This is a genomic window from Psychromonas sp. MME1 (assembly GCF_041080865.1).
Classification (GTDB): domain Bacteria; phylum Pseudomonadota; class Gammaproteobacteria; order Enterobacterales; family Psychromonadaceae; genus Psychromonas.
Window position 1 is genome coordinate 3309444 of sequence record NZ_CP160906.1, and the last position, 19451, is coordinate 3328894.

Sequence of the window (19451 nt, forward strand, 5' to 3'; positions counted from 1 at the left end):
TCCTAGCTAATATCTATTGCAGATGCCTTGAGCATCTCTAGCAGTTTGCTATGTGCGGCCTCAAATTCAAAGTTATCGAGCAAGATTGTTAAGGGTGTCATATCGATATTACTATCATCATCATTGAGCAGGCATTGTAGCTCAGATAGATGCTGCTTCGCCTCAAATGCCCCATCACGGAGCGATTTTTCAAGGAGCTTAAAAGTATGAGTTACTTTTTCTCTGTTAGGAATTTTGTTACCTGCAAGGTTATCACATGACTTACTGTGAACTGTAATATTATCAAGTAATTCCTGGAGGGTATCTTTAACTAGTTTAAAGCTCATGGCTAGTTTGTCAATTGCGACTTTAGATGAAGATGCACTCTGTCCCGCGAGGTTTTCTAGGTTTTTAGCGTCTTGGTAAAGTGTCTCGGCAGCAATGGTTGCCGCTACTCCTTTTAATGTATGCGCTATTCTTTTGATCTCTTGGAATTTATGTTCAGCGAAGGCATCGTTAATCGCCACTATGTCATCGCCATGGTTGTCGTAAAATTGCAGCAATAATTTTTTTAAAAAAAGTGCATCACCACCGACATTTTTTATGGCTGAGGCAATATTAATTGGCGAGTCTGTGCTTAATAGTTGAGCTGGAAATAGCGATTGCGTTGCTGGCACCTGTTTATTTAAAGGGAGTGGAAATTGGTCTGATTTTAATTTTGCGACGGAGGCTAATATGGCGGTAAACAATGTCTCTGGATCGAAAGGCTTAGCAATAAATAGATTGAATCCTACATCTAAAATCTCTTTCTGTACATTACATGCGGTTATCGCAGATAACGCGATAATGGGTAATTGCTGTTGATCATACTGCTTGCGTATTTGTGTACAGGTTTGGTAACCATTCATGCCCGGCATGTGAATATCCATCAGTATGACATCAAATTCGCCATCGCTTTGCTTGACTAGCTCTAATGCTTTTAAGCCATTATTTGCCACATAGACAGCCGCCCCTTCTTTTTCTAACAACTTGGTCGCTACTTCTTGATTGATAGGATTATCTTCGACCACTAAAATATTAATACCCTGTAACTTATTGCTGTGTTCTCTGTTTTTCTCTAGTAGTGGTGGCATGCCATTACTGAGGTTTTCCAGTTGTATTAAAAGGTTTTTTATGGTTATAGGTTTTTTTAATATGGCATCGATAGCATTTTCAAGCCCATGATTATCGGCCAGTTGCGAAGTCATTAAGATAACAAAGGGGGGATTTTCTCCTGCAAGTTCTTGGTTTACTTTAATTAGCTCGAGTATAGACGCTTTGCCCATTTTTTGATCCACCAATATGAAACCATAGCGATGGTGTGGGGCATTAAAGCTATCAGATAATTTTGCGATACCATCCTGTATTGATTGCGCAGTGTCGCTTGAAAACTGTAACCGTGTTGCGATATCAGTCATTTCCCGTCGAACGGTTTCATTACCATCAATAATGAGTAAGTGGCAATTTTTTATTGCCCCGTCATACAGGGAACCTGTAAGTGGCGCCGATGATAGAGAATCAGTAGGCAAGGCGAGCGGCAGGTCAAAAGAGAAGGTGCTACCTGTATTAAATTCACTATCAACCCGTAAATTTCCCCCCATTAAGGTGATCAGGTTCTGGCTAATAGTGAGCCCCAATCCTGTTCCACCAAAACGTCTGGTTGTCGATGAGTCGGCCTGCGCAAAAGGGCGAAAGAGCCGTTTAAGTTGCTCATCGGTTATTCCAATACCGGTATCCTGTACGGAAAACTGAATACGCAGCGGTTGCTCTTTTCTCTTTAGCTGTTTAAGGGAAAGAATAACATGGCCCGAATTGGTAAATTTTATGGCATTATTCAGTAAATTTAATAACGCTTGGTGGATACGAAATCTATCACCGTAGAGTTGGTCGGGAACATCATGTTGCCCAACAATGATAATTTCAATATTTTTTTCATTGGCATTGACAATAACGAGGTTGATTAAATTGTTAAGAAGCGTATCGAGGCTGAAAATTTGTTTATCAATGATCAGCTGCTGCGCCTCTATTTTTGAATATTCAAGAATATCGTTAACAATATGTAACAATGTTTGAGAAGCGTTATTAACTTTACTCAGGTAATTGTGAGTCTCGGTGTCTACTTTACCCTGCAACGCGAGGTGATTTAAGCCAATAATAGCGTTTATTGGTGTACGAATTTCATGGCTCATATTGGCTAAAAAGTTAGCTTGAGCTTGCTCTGCTTTATTGGCCTTTTTTATCGAATCGAATAATTTTGTCATGGTGCGATTGATGTGGTCAGATAAAAACTGAAACTCACTGATCCCTTTATAAGAGGGGGGCTGTAACTCGGTTATCGCCTTGGTTATTTGTAAAATGGGTTTAAAAATAGAGAAATAGCTGATAGCAGCAAGACTGAATATAAAGAGGGCAAGTAAAATTAGAGTATTAGATATTTTTTTTGTAAGGGTAGTATTGTTCGTATAACTTTCACTACTTTTAACAAATAGAATATCCCATTGCCAAGGTTTAAAGGAACGTTTATAGATAAAATAAGGGGTTTCTTGAATATTCACGACCTGTAATTTTTCGTATTTTAGCTCTTTATTAATGAAACTTTGTAAGTCCGTTAACTGCTCTCCATTATAAACAGTGGTAACATTTTTTTCTTTAAAATTGGTGTAGATAAATTGCCCCTCTTTAAGGATCCCCGCTTTTAAGTCGTAGCGTTTAAAAAAGGTATCTAAGCGACGTATGGCCTTTGTATGGGCAATACGCGATACCACCGGGGTTATGACCTGATTATTGTTAAGCATTTCGTTTAGAGCGTGGTCGTTGATAAGAGAAACGTGGTCTGCCAATAAGGTATATTCCTGCTGCACCTGTGCGAGGGTAAATTTAGTATAGGCATCTTCGGCGTTATTAAATATGAATATAGCGCTGATAATTAAGAGTATCAGTATCTGCAAAAAGAGCCGGCTGACTAGGCCGTTGCCGAGGTATCTTTTATTTAGTTTGAAGGTCATTGCCACCGCCTATTTTTCAAGCACAATAGTGGTTGATGAAAGAGATTTTGGCCAGACGGTTTGCAGTACCCCATTTTGCCATTGACTTAAAAATTGGCGCTGTTTGATTTGTTTCCCCGTTTTGTCAACGGCAAATCGTCCAATGACGGTCACCGTATTCAGGCTAAGAATAGTCTCTCGAACCTGCTGTGCATTAATGCTACCCGCTCTCTCTATTGCTTCTTGAAAAATTTCACCGGCGGCATAACTTAATGCAGAAATATAGGAAGGAGGCTGCTTAAACTGAGTGTGATAGGCATTTTTAAAGGAGGTAACATTCGCGTCATCATATTGTACATTTGTCACCCACCAAATGGAGGTGACGGTATGTTCAGCTAATGGCCCTAGCTCTGCTTGGTAGTATGCATCAGCAGCGCCCGACGCAGCACTAAAAAAGGTCATAGGCCTAGACGGGTTATTCGCTAATGCCCGACGCATGGCGATAGTTTCCTCTAATGAACCAGTAAAAATGAGATCGGTCGCATTGGTTTGGATAACTCGTTTCGCTAATTTATTGAAAGAGAACTCATTTTTATTGAATATATGATTGAGCACAATATCTACGCCAATGCTATCGGCCCATTCTTGAGCACCATCAGCAACCGAACGGCCGAAGGCATCATCAATACCGAGTATGGCTAGCTTGTGATCGCCATCAAGGGCAAGTATTTCAATAAAATCATTGGTAATATTGGTGGATACTTGTAAAAGTCCAAAGATATTTTTATAACCCTTACTCCATAATTCACTGCTATTGGCTATCATCGCGATTAGTGGGATTTTAGCTTGTTCAACGATGGGCATGATGGCCCCTGTTAATTTGCTGTTGTAGGGGCTGAAAAGAAAATTTATATTTTTGTTGCGAACATAATCTTGATAGATTGTCATGGCGCGCTTAGGGTCACCTTGATCATCTGTAAAGATCAGTTTAACGGGGTGGCCTAAAATCCCTTGGCCGCTATTAACTTGTTTTTGCCATAGTAGAAGACCATTTTTTATTGATGAGCCTATTCTGCTATTTTCGCCCGTTAGGCTTAATGACAATGCAAATGTAATCGGTTTTTTATCTAATGCTTGGCATAGCGGAGCAACCGAAAAAATGAGTATAAAAGAGAGCAACAAGCGAATATATTTTTTTAGCACCAGAGATCATCCATTATTAATGTTTCAATTATATTGTCTAATTAGCTGATTTTTATACTGATAAGTTGGCGAGGCATTGTATGCTAGTATTAATCATTGAGACCATTATCGCCAGCGCATTTTATAAGAGGTATAGCATGAGTCATTTACAGGGTAAAGTTATTTTAATTACAGGCGCGACATCGGGAATAGGGCGAGCTATCGCCCTGCAAGCGATTGCTAAGGGGGCGCGTTTAGCATTGTGTGGCCGAAGCGATGTTAAAATGCAAAAATTGCGTGCCGACTTGAGTAAGTATCAACATGTTTATAGTTCCTTCTTTGATATTACCAATGAGTCATTGACGATGGCATTTATTGGCGATGTGATTAACCACTTTGGGAAAATTGATATATTGATAAACAATGCCGGTGCTAATACCGCAAAAAATAGTGTTGTGGATATTAAAACTTCCGATTACGAATATATGATCAAACTCAACCAAGTCGCTCCCTTTGTGGTGATGCGCGAAGTGTTTAAGGATATGCAACAGCGTCAAGCTGGCCATATTGTTAACATTCTATCCTCGGTTTGTAAGTTTTCCAATCCAAGTATGGGTGCTTATACGGGATCTAAGGATGGTTTTGAGGGGATGACAAAGGTCTTTCGCAAGGAAGCTGCCGAAGATAACGTGGTGGTCACTGCGGTATACCCTGGTGGTGTCGATACTGATTTTCGAGCAATGGACCGCCCTGACTATTTAAGCTCTGACACCGTAGCACAAGCTATTATATCGATGCTTGAACTACCCGCTGAAGCCGCAGTTCATGAGTTATTACTGCGCCCGCATGTAGAGCGAAATTATTAACATTCTGTTGCCAGAATTTTGCATTCATCTAGGGCGAAAGCTTTAGTCATAGTGTTGCAATTACCGGGGCGCAGGCTTTAGCCTGCTAGTTGTTCTGGTGGGCTGAAGCCCACGCCCCTTGTGGAATTGTTTGCCGCTGGGGCGCAGGCTTTAGCCTGCTAATTGTTTTGGTGGGCTGAAAACAGGATGCGCAGAGCTTATCCGCTCATGATACTAAACTGTCGTTTAATTCGCTCCACGCATCTTCATAACACATTGCTTATATCATATAACATATCACTCTAATCTATCCGCTTATATTTCATGCATAATAAATTCCAGTTAAATCATGTGCAGTTGAAGGAATATCATGGACAAAAATAAACTCACTCACCTCAAGGCGCTTGAGGCAGAATCAATTCAAATTATGCGTGAAGTGGCAGCTGAGTTTGATAACCCAGTCATGCTTTATTCGATTGGTAAAGACTCATCAGTGTTATTACATCTGGCTCGTAAAGCATTTTATCCGGGTAAAATCCCTTTCCCATTAATGCATGTCGATACTAACTGGAAATTCAAAGAGATGATTGAGTTTCGGAACAAGTTAGCTGAAAAGTATGATTTCGATTTAATCGTTCATAAAAACCCACGTGGTTTAGCGATGAACATTAACCCCTTTGAACATGGTAGTGCTAAACACACTGATATCATGAAAACAGAAGGGTTGAAGCAAGCACTCGATAAATATGGCTTTGATGCCGCTTTTGGTGGTGCACGACGAGATGAAGAAAAATCGAGAGCCAAAGAGCGAGTCTATTCTTTCCGTGATAAAAAGCATCGCTGGGATCCTAAAAATCAACGCCCTGAGTTATGGAATATTTACAACTCTAAGGTGGATAAGGGCGAAAGTATCCGTGTGTTTCCGCTATCTAATTGGACGGAACTCGATATTTGGCAATATATCTATCAAGAAGGTATCGATATGGTGCCACTCTATTTTGCTGCGAAACGTCCCGTTGTGAAGCGTGATGGCGCGCTTATTATGGTTGATGATGAGCGTATGCCGCTTAACGAAGGGGAAGTGCCTGAAATGAAAATGGTGCGTTTCCGTACACTAGGCTGTTATCCATTAACGGGTGCCGTTGAATCGCAAGCGACAACATTACCGGAAATTATTCAAGAGATGTTGCTAACCACAACATCGGAACGCCAAGGCCGAGTTATCGATAACGATTCAGCTGGGTCAATGGAGAAGAAAAAGATGGAAGGGTATTTCTAATTAGCAATGCTAATGGAAATAGTGCCTTCAGCTTTCGGCTCTCACGAGCTATTGAGCAGATTTAATAACTGAAAATTATATTTTTCAAGGATTTAAAATGTCGAATGATACAAATTTAATTGCGACAGATATCGAAGAATATCTACGCGTACATGAAAACAAAGATCTGATGCGCTTTATCACCTGTGGTAGCGTGGATGATGGTAAATCAACACTGATTGGTCGTTTGCTCTATGACAGCAAGATGATTTTTGAAGATCAAATGGCTGCCATTGAAAAAGATTCGAAAAAATTCAATACCACCAATGAAGAGTTCGATTTGGCCTTGTTGGTTGACGGTTTGCAGTCAGAGCGTGAGCAAGGCATCACGATTGATGTCGCTTATCGTTATTTTTCCACGGAGCAACGCAAATTTATCATTGCTGACACTCCGGGGCATGAACAGTACACACGGAACATGGCAACGGGGGCTTCGACCTGTGATTTAGCCATTATTTTGATTGATGCGCGTCATGGTGTGCAGGTACAAACACGTCGTCATTCTTATATCTGTTCTTTATTAGGTATTAAGCATGTTGTGGTTGCGGTTAATAAAATGGATGCCGTGGAATACAGCCAAGATGTGTATAAGAAAATTAAAGCTGATTATCGTGCGTTTGCAGAGCAGTTAAATATTGCTGATATCCGTTTTGTGCCGATTTCGGCATTGAAGGGGGATAACGTTGTTAACGAAAGCGAAAACATGCCTTGGTATCCCGGTTCGCCTTTATTACGTTTATTAAATTCGATTCAAATTAAAACCGATACGAATGAGAAATTCCGTCTGCCAGTGCAGTATGTTAATCGACCAAACTTAGATTTTCGTGGCTTTTGTGGCACGGTTGCATCGGGTGAAATTCGCGTAGGCGATACGATAGAAGCACTGCCATCGGGTAAGCAAAGTAAAGTTAAATCGATTGTTACTTTCGATGGCAACCTTGATAGCGCTTTTGCGGGGATGGCGATTACCTTAACGCTTGAAGATGAAATTGATATTAGCCGTGGAGATATGATTGTTCGTCCCCATGAAAAGCCTGAATCGACAAAAAGTTTTGTTGCTGATGTGGTGTGGATGTCAGAGGAAAATCTTCATGTTGACCGTGAATATATTATAAAAGCGGGCCCTCATTCGACCTATGGTTCAGCGGTTGCTATCAACTATAAAGTTGATGTCAATAGCATGGAAAAAGGGGAGACGACTCAGTTAGCCTTGAATGAAATTGGTAACTGCCATTTTGAAGTGGCAGAGGCTCTACAGTTTGATGCCTATGCAGAGAATCGCAATACGGGGGCTTTTATTATCATTGACCGCCTCAGTAATTCAACCGTAGGTGCTGGTATGATAACCGGTTCAATTGAGTCTCAACTGAACAACAAACCAGCCTATAGTGCCTTCGAACTTGAGTTTAATGCCTTAGTACGTAAGCACTTCCCGCACTGGAATGCGAAAGACCTTCTTAAAGGATAATTGCTAAATGCTATCCACTGGCCGCGTTAGGCTAACAGTGGATAGCCCTAGCTAATGGCTGATTTATATGACGATTCAAGCGTATTTTGTTTTAGCGGTTTTTATAGGCACGATCGTTGGCCTGATTAAATTTCAGCAGCGTCCCAGTCTAGTGCTTGGCGTGACATTGTTGCTGTTATTTATTTCCGATACGGTGACCACTGAGCAGGTATTAAAAAGTATCTCTAATCAAGGTTTAGCGACCTTAGTTTTACTGTTGCTTTGTTCGCTAGCGCTTGAAAAAACGCGTTTGTTGCGCATTATTGCTGCGCGTGTTATCCAAAAAAATTATGCGTCAACATGGCTTCGCCTATTTGCCTTAACGGTATTTTCATCTGCTATTTTAAATAATACCGCGGTCGTTGCCACCATGTTAGCGCCGATTCGTAATAACCCCTATCATGCGGCAAGTAAATTACTGTTACCGCTCTCGTTTGCTGCTATTTTGGGGGGAACATTAACCTTGGTTGGTACCTCTACCAATTTAATTGTGAATAGTTTGGTGTTAGAGGCTGGATTGCCCTCACTTGCTTTTTTTGATTTTACGCTGGTGGGGGGATGCTTGGTTGTCTCATGTGGTTTGCTGCTCTGGGGATTGTGCCGTTTTCTACCCGAGAATAAAGTCTCCGCGGACGTGCAAAAATCCTACTTTATTGATGCGGAAGTGACGCAAACATCGGCACTGATTGGGCGTTCTATTGATGAAAATGGGTTGCGTCATTTAGAATCACTGTTTCTTGTCGAAGTGGTGCGCAATGGGCATCTGTTAAGCCCCGTTGCACCTTCAGAGATAATCCAAGGTAATGATAGATTAGTGTTCAGTGGAGATGTTTCTAAGGTCAAGCAGCTCAATCAGTTTGATGGTTTATCCATTTTTGCTGACCATCAGGGGTTGTTGGTGGATGATTTAACGGAGGTGGTGATCCGTCCCGAAAGTGTCTTGCTTGGAAAAACCTTAAAAAAAGTGGGCTTTAGGGCGCTCTTTGATGCCGCCGTTGTTGCCATCAAACGCGATGGTGAGAAAGTTTCTGGAAAATTGGGCGATGTCGTTTTAAGGGCGGGCGATTACTTGGTGTTAGCCGCTGGTGAAGACTTTAAATCGCGCCGTAATATCAGTAAGAATTTTATTCTAGTGAGTGATGTGGAATTAGATTCCATGCTCAGTGGTGCGAAGGAACTATTGGCTATCGTTGGCTTCTTTATCGCGATTGCCTGTGCCGCATTGGGATTAATTACTCTGTTTAAAGGCATGTTGTTGCTGTTGGGCGTATTGCTGATGAGCCGCTGTTTAACCTCTGGGGAATTATTACGCCGTTTACCCATTGATATTTGGCTCATTATCTCATCCGCATTGTTGTTGTCTAATGCATTGAATAACAGCGGTTTATTAGCTATTTTAAATGAGTTTGTGAATGGCAATGCAATGGGTTTTTCTCCTTTGCTAGCATTAATTGTTGTTTATATTCTCACTTGGACATTAACTGAGTTGGTGACTAATAATGCAGCAGCGGCGCTTATCTTTCCGATTGCCTACGGTTTGGCGAACAGTTTGGATGCTAATCCAATGGCGTTTATTATGGCGGTTGCCTTTGCGGCAAGTGCCAGTTTTGTTAGCCCCTATGGCTATCAAACCAACTTAATGGTGTTTAATGCAGGGCAATATAAACTGCTCGACTTTGTTAAAATTGGTTTACCCATTAGCCTTGTCTATGGGGTGGTGGCAATTACTGCGATTACGTTCGTTTTTGGACTGTAAAGGAAACATATGAATACTCCGTATATAGAAAAAGAAGTGCTTGGCGATAAATCATCGGATGTTGTTTGGCATCAAGCCGCGGTTTCCCATCAAGATCGTATTCAATTAAATGGGCATAAACCAGCGGTGCTTTGGTTTACTGGGTTGAGCGGATCGGGTAAATCGACCGTCGCCAATGCGGTTGACTTAATGCTTTATAATCTTAACGCAAGCACCTATGTTTTAGATGGTGATAATGTGCGCCATGGGCTTAATGGTGATTTAGGTTTTTCTGATGTTGACCGTGTGGAAAATATTCGCCGTATCGGGGAGGTCGCTAAACTGTTTGTGGATGCTGGTTTGATCGTGTCAACGGCATTTATCTCGCCCTTCATTGCCGACCGTGAAATGGTGCGCAAGCAATTGCCAGAGGGGCAATTTATCGAGGTGTTTATTGATACACCACTGGCCGTTTGTGAATCACGCGACCCTAAGGGGTTGTATAAAAAAGCGCGCGCGGGGGAGATTAAAAATTTCACAGGTATTGATTCCGCCTATCAAGCACCGGTTAATGCCGAAGTGCATGTGCAAACCGCAGATAAATCAATTCAAGCCTGTGCTCAACAGGTTATCGATTATTTACAAAAACAGGGTTATTTAGGCCGCTAATGAATTACGATATTTTTAATGGTGATGCCGACGGCATTATTGCGCTTTTACAATGGCGGCTCGCTTTCCCGCTACAGAGCCAGTTAATTACTGGGGTGAAACGTGATATTCAGCTAGTTGAAAAAATCACACCAGCGAAGGGTGATTCACTAACGGTGTTAGATATCTCCATGGAAAAAAATAGCACCGCGATAAAAGACGCATTAGCGGTTGGTGCTGCTGTTTTTTATGCCGACCATCACCGTGCGGGTGACATCCCAGAGCACCCAAAATTACAGGCGCATATCGACCTTGACGCCAATACCTGTACTTCATTAATTATTGATAAGCTTCTTGATGGGCAGTTTCACGATTGGGCGATTGCCGCTGCCTACGGTGATAATTTAATTGTTAAAGCCGACCAGCTCGCAGAATTGGCGGGGCTATCGCGTGAACAGGCTGAACAGTTAAAGGAGCTAGGGACATTAATCAATTACAATGGTTATGGAGCAAGTGTTGACGACCTGCATTATCATCCCGCGCAATTATTTAAAATGTTACGCAATTATCCTTCTCCCTTTGATTTACTAGCAGATAGCGAATCGCCTTTTTATGTTTTACAAAAAGGATATAACGCAGATATGGCAAAAGCGTTGGCCATTACGAATAGTTATCAAAGTGAGAAACTTGCTATTGTTGAATTGCCCGTTAAGGCTTGGGCGCGACGTATTAGTGGAGTTTACGGTAATTTATTGGCGAATAACGACCCTGACAGAGCACATGCCGTACTAACTGAAAACAGTGATGGGAGTTACTTACTTTCGTTGCGTGCGCCGTTAAGTAAAAAGCAAGGTGCAGGTGAAATATGTAGCCAATTCGCCACGGGTGGTGGACGAGCCGCCGCAGCTGGTATTAACGCCTTAGATAAAAAAGAGCTACAACGCTTTATCGATGTAGTCGAAAACACCTACTGACCTTCAGAATCGCAAGTTTCGCTTTGTGGCGCAGGCTTCAGCCAGAGTGTTGCAATCACCTGGGGCGCAGGCTTTAGCCTGCTTGTTGTTTTGGTGGGCTAAAAACAGGATACGCAGAGCTTATCCGCTCATGGCACTAAACTGCTGTTTAATTCACATACAGGGAATTGCACTTGGGGCGCAGGCTTTAGCCTGCTTGTTGTATTTGGTGGGCTAAAGCCCACGCCCCTTGTGGGCTGAAAACAGGATACGCAGAGCTTATCCGCTCATGATACTAAACTGCCGTTTAATTCGCCCCACGCCCCTTGTGGGCTAAAAACAGGATGCGCAGAGCTTATCCGCTCATGGCACTAAACTGCTGTTTAATTCACATACAGGGAATTGCACTTGGGGCGCAGGCTTTAGCCTGCTTGTTGTATTTGGTGGGCTAAAGCCCACGCCCCTTGTGGGCTGAAAACAGGATACGCAGAGCTTATCCGCTCATGATACTAAACTGTCGTTTAATTCGCCCCAGGCTCCTTTGTATAACTAAAAACAATATGTGTAAGGCTGATTTTGTGTAATTAATGTAGAAAAAAACTAAAAAAATCTGCTAATATCCGCACTTAATTTATCTAAATAAATTTTTTTGCAAACAGAGCATCAACCAACATTTATAACGGAATATACATGACGAAGCCGCAAGTTGGACTAACTACACTCTCTGTTCGCAATAAAAACAACCCCTTATCAGTTCACCGCTCACTAAGACTAAAAGATATGATAATGAAAAATATAATGCGAAAGATAGGCTTGTCGATGCTGTTTTTTACGACAACCCTTTTTGCTCAAACCCCGACTGCAGCACAAATGGCACAATTTAAACAGTTGCCAAGAGCGCAGCAAGAACAACTTGCAAAGCAGTATGGTGTTGATTTAAGCGCGAGCGGAAGTAGCGAGGTGGCTGAAAAAAAGCCGTATATCCCTCCAACTAAAACAGTGGCAGAAAGAAATATAGAAAATGTTGATATAAAAGTTGACTACCAAAGTGGCAAGCAATTAAAACCTTTTGGTTATGATGTGTTAGCAGGGCAGGCAACTAATTCACCGATTGATGATATTCCCATTCCTAATGATTACATTATGGGGCCTGGCGATGAAATTAAAATAGAACTCTACGGTAAGGTGAATAATACCTTTAATCTTAAAGTAACGCGTGAAGGTAAAGTCCATTTACCCGAATTAGGTCCTATTAATTTATCAGGCTTAACCTTTCAAGAAGCTCGTGAAGAGCTAACTAATAGCATTAATAATAAAATTATCGGTGTTGATAGCAGTATCACCATGGGCAGTTTGCGTTTAATGCAAGTCTATATTGTTGGCGAGAGTGCTCAACCGGGCGCCTACAACGTTAACCCTATAACTACGGTGACGCAGGCGCTTGTTGCCTCTGGTGGCGTAAAAGTGACGGGCAGTTTGCGTAATATCCAACTAAAACGAAAAGGTCAAATTGTGACCACGTTAGATATGTACGACCTTATTTTAAAAGGTAATACAGCTAATGATGTGCGCTTGCAGGGTGGAGATACTTTATTTATACCCCCGCGAGAGAACACCGTTGTTGTTGACGGTGCAGTGATGCGTCCTGCAATTTACGAGTTAAAAAATAATACCTCGTTAAATGAGTTGATTGAGCTTGCAGGTGGCACGCAAATGGATGCCTTTTTGCAAAATGTTACCGTACGCCGTCTAACCACTGAGGGTGTTGAGGTTAAATCCGTTGACCTTAGCAATAAACAAAGCACTAAATTTAGTATAAAAAATGGCGATGTAGTGCAAGTAAGCCAAGTAAATAAAACGCTGACAAACGCAATAGCAGTGAGAGGCGAAGTTATTCGCCAAGGTGTTTATCAGTTCGTTCCTGGTATGAAGGTGAATGATGTCATTACCTCTATTGCATCGGATTTAAAATTAACCACGGACCTTAACTATGCATTAGTCGTGCGAGAAATTAACGCACAACATGATATTGAAGTGCTGCAATTTGATTTAGGTGAAGCGATTAAAACGCCACACTCTCGTGAAAACTTAACCCTGCAGAAACTCGATCAGATTTTTGTCTTTAGTAATAGTGTTAATAGTCAATTTTGGCGCGGTGAAACCGAAAAATCGGCATTATTATTAGAACAAGAAAGAAATAAAGAGCAACTGTCTCAAGCGGCTAAAGAAAAAATTCAACAAGATGGCATGCCTGAGAAAATGATTGATGATGTCACTGGTGCCGAAGTTGAAGTTTCTTCTAATCAAGATAGCAAGGCGATGGTTGGCAGCGAGTTAGCAAGCCAATCGGTTGAAAACCTTCGCGAATCGCAACTTGAACCTATTTTGACCCGTTTACGTTCTCAGGCATCATTGATTAATCCTATACAAGTTATCGAAATTGGTGGGGATGTAAAATACCCTGGCACTTACCCCTTAGTTAAAAATGGGCATGTTAAAGATGCGATTAAAGCCGCGGGGGGGTTATTAGAGTCTGCCTACTTAAATGAAGCTGAATTAACGCGTACCAGTTATGTTGAAGATGATTTGAAAATCAAGCAATATCGTCTTGATTTGCATCAATTAGATGCCGCAAATAGCAAGTCTAATTACCAATTAAGATCAAAAGATCGCCTTAACATACTCACCAAACCGGGCTGGAATGATGAATTAGTCGTGACCCTGCAAGGAGAGGTTCGTTTCCCTGGGGAGTACTCCTTCAAACGTGGAGAAACGATTAAGGATATAGTGCTACGAGCGGGTGGTTTGACTCGTTTTGCAAATGCGGAAGGGGCTGTTTTTGCCCGTGAACAGTTAAAAATTCGCGAAGCAAGGGAGATGAAATACCTAAAGGCGCAGATGCAACAGCAAATTTCAGCCATGACTCTACGTAAAAATAGTGTCACGGGGAGTTATGCATCATCTCCTCAGGATGCGCTTAATGTGGTTAATGAATTAGAAACATTGCCAGCACTCGGGCGTATGGTGATTAATCTACCTGAAATACTCAATAACAATGAAAAATTGGATGTACAGCTAGCGAATGAGGATAAAATTTATATCCCTGAGTTAGTCAAAGCTGTTTCAATTATTGGTGAAGTACAGTTTAAGTCAACGCATACCTTCGATGAAAATTTAACTCTTGATGATTACATTGATTTAGCAGGGGGCATGAAAAAACAAGCCGATAATGACCGAATTTATGTAATTCGCGCCAATGGCTCTGTGATGGTGCCAAAAAGCTCTTACTGGTTTAACAATCAAAATCAGCCATTAAAGCCCGGTGATACTATCGTCGTTCCGATCGATGTTGATTACATGGATGGCTTAAGCGCAGTTGCAACGGCAACACAAATTGTTTATCAATTGGGTGTTGCTTGGAGCGCAATTAATAATTAATCGCAATCACGCAAATAATTTTGTTTATAAAGATACAGGCATTGCTTAACTAAGTGATGCCTGTCATAGGCTAATCAATGAATCATAACTACCCTGAAAATATGCAACCTTTTATGGCTGCACAAGCTGATGATGAAATCGACCTGCGTGAATTGTTTCATGCACTATGGAAAGGCAAATGGATCATCATACTCTGTACCGCTGTGCTTGCCGTTGGCGGTGTTTTTTTTGCTTTATCGCAACCCAATACCTATAAATCTGATGTGTTACTCGCTCCCACGCAGGGCAGTTCTGGCGGAGGTTTGTCAGGACAACTTGGTGGCTTAGCTGCATTAGCAGGAGTTAATATCGGTGGTGCACAAGCGGATGATCCTAAGGTTGAGGCATTAGCCGTTTTACAATCGCGTAAATTTATCGACGCTTTCATTGTTAAACATGACCTGTTAGTGCCCCTGATGGCCAGTACAAAATGGATAGAGGATAGTAACACCCTGATTTTAGATGAAGAGCTATATGATGCCGCCACTAAGGAGTGGTTATTTGACCCAGAAGAAAATGAAACGTTAAAACCGACCCTCTGGGATGCTAATAAAGCATTTAAGGAATTACTTGCAGTATCGGAAGACAAAGAAAGTGGTATGGTGACTATCAGCGTTACGCACTTTTCTCCTTTTGTTGCACAGCAGTGGGCGACATTATTGGTTTCTGAGCTTAATGAGTGGATGAAACAGAACGAATTAGACAGATCCAGCAAAAATCTTGGCTATTTGCAGTCTAAAATAGACGAAACATCTATTGCTGAATTGCGTACGGTATTTTATCAAATGGTAGAAGAGCAGATTAAAAAAAGAATGATTGCCGAAGTACAGGATGAATACGTTTTTAAAACCATTGACCCTGCCGTGGTTGCAGAGGAAAAAGCTGGACCTAAACGCGCCTTAATTTGTGTATTAGCAACCCTGTTAGGTGGTATGTTAGGTGTCGCCATCGTACTCGTGCGGTTCGCCTTTAATAAAAAAGAGCCAACAGAGCTCACTACAACCGTATAGTCAAGCAAAGCTCAAATTAGCCTGCCAGAGTATTGTAATAATTAGGGGCGCAGGCTTTAGCCTGCTTGTTTTTGGTGGCCTAAAAACAGGCTGCGTAGAGCTTATGTTGGTTATGGGGCGCAGGCTTTAGCCTGCTTGATTTTGGTAGGCTAAAAACAGGCTGCGCAGAGCTTATGTTGTTATGAGGCGCAGGCTTTAGCCTGCATATTTAGCACTGTCATTATTCATATTCATAAGCACCATAAAAGCGTAGTTCAGCATTATTTAGACCACCTGTTTTTTGGGTGGGCTAAAGCCCACGCCCCTTGTGAGCTAAAAACAGGATACGCAGAGCTTATGTTGTTATGGGGCGTAGGCTTTAGCCTACATATTTAGCGCTGTCATTATTCATATTCATAAGCACCATAAAAGCGTAGGTCAGCATCATTTAGCCTGCTTGTTGTATTTGGTGGGCTAAAGCCCACGCCCCTTGTGAGCTAAAAACAGGCTGCGTAGAGCTTATGTTGGTTATGGGGCGTAGGCTTTAGCCTACATATTTAGCACTGTAATTATTCATCTTCATAAACACCATAAAAGCGTTGGTTAGCATCTTTTAGCCCTGCTTTTACCGCATTGTTTTTAATATATTGATAAGTCATTACAAATTGCTTTTCCGTTCTGACGACCTTATCAAAATAACTCCGATCCCAGACAATCCCTCTTCTTTGATAGTGTTGGTTTATCAAAAAAGCACTACCACCCTTTATTTTTTGCATAATATTAACAAGTGGCAATATTTGCTGAAAAAGCAGGTGGATATGATTGGGCATAATCGAGACTGCAATAAGTTCATAACAACTGGTATTTTTTGCTTTAAAAAAAGCGATAAGTTTGCCAATGATTTCATCATTTAATATTGCCCCTGCATTACAAATATCTAAAAATTGGTCTTGTTTAAATTGTTGCTCTGAAACACTTTGGCTTATATCCGGCCTGTTTTTGTGAAGATAGTAGCGAACACTCTCCTGTGTTCTAAATGTCACGAACTGAATTGCATTAATTTGATCGATATGAAAAAGAGTTTTATGAAGCATAATATAGTGCCATTAAAAATGGATTCATTATTGGTTTAAACAGCTAAGTCTAGAACAGCAAAGCAACATCGACAATTAACGGTTCCCCGCAGTTTATATTGCTCACTAGACTCAGACTTCAGTCAGAGTATTGCAATCACCAGGGGCGCAGGCTTTAGCCTGCTTATTTTTGGTGGGCTAAAGCCCACGCCCCTTGTGAGCTAAAAACAGGCTGCGTAGAGTTTATGTTGGTTATGGGGCGTAGGCTTTAGCCTACATATTTAGCGCTGTCATTATTCATATTCATAAGCACCATAAAAGCGTAGGTCAGCATTATTTAGACTACCTGTTTTTTTGGTGGGCTCAAGCCCACGCCCCTTCACTGCCCCTCATTCGTAACGCTACGGTGGCAAAAAATCAATATTTACCTAATATTATTCCTATTAATTTGAAAATTAGATAGGGAAATCAAGCGTATGCAGATACTCCATCACGGTGCGACTTGTGGCGTAACTGGCTCTTGCCATCAACTGATGATTGATTCGCAAAACAGTCTACTCATCGATTGTGGCTTGTTTCAGGGGGCTGAAATTGCCAATCACAAAAATGAACAACACTTAACCATTGAGTTTGATATTAGCACCGTGCAAGCGTTATTAGTTACACATTGCCATATCGACCATGTTGGTCGCATTCCCTACCTACTCGCCGCAGGTTTTACCGGGGCGATTCTCGCAACAGAAGCCACTGCTTCCTTGTTGCCCATGGTGCTAGAAGATGCGTTAAAAGTTGGCGTGACGCGTAATAAATCGATTATTGATGCTTGTTTAAAACGGTTAAAAAAGCAGTTAGTTTCGGTGCCCTATAAGCAATGGTTCAATGTGGCGCTCACTGGCAATAGTAAAACTAAAATTAAGTTCCAACCTGCAGGGCATATTCTTGGTTCGGCTTACATTGAAGTTGATGTGAAAGTGTATAATAGTCAGACACAACGAGTCGTCTTTTCTGGAGATTTAGGCGCTACCTATTCGCCCTTGTTGGCATCACCCAAAAGCCCCTATAAAGCGGATATATTGGTATTGGAAAGTACCTATGGCGATAAAAATCATGTTGGGCGCAAACAGCGTAGTGAAGCCTTGCGTAAGGTGCTAGAAAAAGCGGTGGCAGATAATGGCGTAGTGATCATCCCCGCATTTAGTATTGGCCGCACCCAAGAGCTATTGTATGAACTTGAAGCGCTTATTTCATCCGCTAAAAATAAAAAACTAGCAGAAATTGAGATCATAGTGGATTCTCCAATGGCAGCTAAGTTCACTAAATACTATCAACAATTCCAATCACTGTGGGACGCCGAAGCGAGGCGACGTATTACGCAAGGGCGGCAACCACTCAACTTTGATTCACTCTACACCATTGATACCCATCAACAACATTTACAAGTTATCGACTATTTAGCGAAGCGCGATAAACCCGTCATTGTTATTGCTGCTAGTGGCATGTGTAGTGGTGGGCGAGTCGTTAATTATTTACGTCGATTTTTAGCAGAAAAAAGTACCGACGTGCTATTTGTTGGTTATCAAGCCGAAGGAACATTAGGGCGCGATATTCAGCATTACGGTCCGCGTGGCGGTTATGTGTTTATTGATGGCCAGAAAATAACGATTAATGCGGGCATACATACCCTATCAGGGTACTCTGCCCATGCAGACCAAAGCAACTTAGTTAACTTTGTAAAACGAATGCGACATAAGCCAGAAAAAGTGATCCTAGTGCATGGTGACGCAGAGGCTAAGCAAATATTAGCTAAACAATTGCAACAACAGGGAATTAGCGTTGTTTTTGGTGGCCTGAAAACAGGATGTGAGAGTTTATGTTGATTTTAGGGCGTAGGCTTCAGCTAGAGTATTGCAATCACCTGGGGCGCAGGCTTTAGCCTGCTTGCGTTGGTGTTTTTTTGGTGGGCTCAAGCCCACGCCCCTTGTGGCCTGAAAACAGGATGTGAGAGTTTATGTTGATTTTAGGGCGTAGGCTTCAGCTAGAGTATTGCAATCACCTGGTGCGCAGGCTTTAGCCTGCTTGTGTTGGTGTTTTTTTTGGTGGGCTAAAGCCCACGCCCCTTGTAGGCTAAAAACAGGATGCGAGAGTTTATGTTGATTTTAGGGCGTAGGCTTCAGCTAGAGTATTGCAATCACCTGGTGCGCAGGCTTTAGCCTGCTTGTGTTGGTGTTTTTTTGGTGGGCTCAAGCCCACGCCCCTTGTGGCCAGAAAACAGGATGCGAGAGCTTATGTTGATTCTTGGGATGCAGGCTTCAGCTAGAGTCTTGCAATCACCTGGGGCGCAGGCTTTAGCCTGCTTGTGTTGATGTTTTTTTTGGTGGGCTCAAGCCCATGCCCCTTGTGGCCTGAAAGCAGGGTGCTAGAGCTTGTTTTGATATTAAGTTCAGTTCCTTTTTTGTGAAATATTTGCTTTTTACAGGTATTCAACTAGAATACTGCGACCCCAAAAGCATGCGAATTTAAAAATCAATACTTATTGTGCATTAATGTGTGCTGATGGTGGGAAAATTTCAACATTTTTAAACATAGTACTTTTATAGTGCTTATCTTAAATACTTGCCTTTAGGAGCGATGAACCTAAGGGCGGTAGCGTACCTATTTTTAACTGACTACGTCCAAAGTTAAAAATAGGTCAATGTGTAAAATCATTATGTTTTTAGCGACA

General features: G+C 41.8%; 12 protein-coding genes. 9 read left to right on the forward strand and 3 right to left on the reverse strand.

All coding sequences use genetic code 11. The annotated features are described in order from the left end of the window. Window positions 1–2 precede the first annotated feature (2 nt). Window positions 3–3023 carry a response regulator gene (locus AB2N10_RS15145; RefSeq protein ID WP_369434044.1) on the reverse strand — a complete coding sequence of 1007 codons (3021 nt, stop codon included), beginning with the start codon at window positions 3021–3023 and terminating at the stop codon, window positions 3–5. A gap of 9 nt (window positions 3024–3032) precedes the next feature. Then, a complete protein-coding gene (locus AB2N10_RS15150) occupies window positions 3033–4205 on the reverse strand; it encodes an amino acid ABC transporter substrate-binding protein (protein ID WP_369434045.1) in 1173 nt (390 codons plus the stop codon). Window positions 4206–4342: 137 nt separating this feature from the next. Here AB2N10_RS15150 and AB2N10_RS15155 point away from each other — a divergent pair, with 137 nt between their 5' ends. The 8 genes from AB2N10_RS15155 to AB2N10_RS15190 all read left to right on the forward strand — a co-directional run bounded on the left by AB2N10_RS15155 (window position 4343) and on the right by AB2N10_RS15190 (window position 15677). After that, a complete protein-coding gene (locus AB2N10_RS15155; RefSeq protein WP_354623205.1) occupies window positions 4343–5050 on the forward strand; it encodes an SDR family oxidoreductase in 708 nt (235 codons plus the stop codon). 349 nt (window positions 5051–5399) lie between these two features. Further along, window positions 5400–6308: a sulfate adenylyltransferase subunit CysD gene (gene cysD / locus AB2N10_RS15160; RefSeq protein ID WP_354623206.1), complete on the forward strand. Its 909-nt coding sequence runs from the start codon at window positions 5400–5402 to the stop codon at window positions 6306–6308. Between the two features lie 97 nt (window positions 6309–6405). Beyond that, the gene (gene cysN, locus AB2N10_RS15165; protein WP_354623207.1) at window positions 6406–7815 is read left to right on the forward strand and encodes a sulfate adenylyltransferase subunit CysN; all 1410 of its coding nucleotides are present in this window, start codon (window positions 6406–6408) and stop codon (window positions 7813–7815) included. Window positions 7816–7882: 67 nt separating this feature from the next. Then, a complete protein-coding gene (locus AB2N10_RS15170) occupies window positions 7883–9610 on the forward strand; it encodes an SLC13 family permease (protein WP_354623208.1) in 1728 nt (575 codons plus the stop codon). Window positions 9611–9619: 9 nt separating this feature from the next. Then, window positions 9620–10258 carry an adenylyl-sulfate kinase gene (cysC, locus tag AB2N10_RS15175; RefSeq protein ID WP_354623209.1) on the forward strand — a complete coding sequence of 213 codons (639 nt, stop codon included), beginning with the start codon at window positions 9620–9622 and terminating at the stop codon, window positions 10256–10258. After that, complete coding sequence (locus tag AB2N10_RS15180; protein ID WP_354623210.1) at window positions 10258–11211, forward strand: DHH family phosphoesterase; 954 nt, start codon at window positions 10258–10260, stop codon at window positions 11209–11211. The genes cysC and AB2N10_RS15180 overlap by 1 nt, the downstream gene beginning before the upstream one ends. Window positions 11212–11976: 765 nt before the next feature. Beyond that, window positions 11977–14628, forward strand: a complete 2652-nt coding sequence (locus AB2N10_RS15185; protein ID WP_369434046.1) for an SLBB domain-containing protein — start codon at window positions 11977–11979, stop codon at window positions 14626–14628. Between the two features lie 77 nt (window positions 14629–14705). Further along, window positions 14706–15677 (forward strand): Wzz/FepE/Etk N-terminal domain-containing protein, encoded by a 972-nt coding sequence (locus AB2N10_RS15190; RefSeq protein ID WP_369434047.1) that lies wholly within the window; start codon window positions 14706–14708, stop codon window positions 15675–15677. Between the two features lie 548 nt (window positions 15678–16225). Here the strand turns inward: AB2N10_RS15190 and AB2N10_RS15195 are convergent. Then, the gene (locus AB2N10_RS15195) at window positions 16226–16750 is read right to left on the reverse strand and encodes a transposase (RefSeq protein ID WP_354623215.1); all 525 of its coding nucleotides are present in this window, start codon (window positions 16748–16750) and stop codon (window positions 16226–16228) included. 455 nt (window positions 16751–17205) lie between these two features. Between AB2N10_RS15195 and AB2N10_RS15200 the strand changes: the two genes are divergently transcribed. Continuing rightward, complete coding sequence (locus AB2N10_RS15200; protein ID WP_354623216.1) at window positions 17206–18606, forward strand: MBL fold metallo-hydrolase; 1401 nt, start codon at window positions 17206–17208, stop codon at window positions 18604–18606. Window positions 18607–19451: the final 845 nt, after the last annotated feature.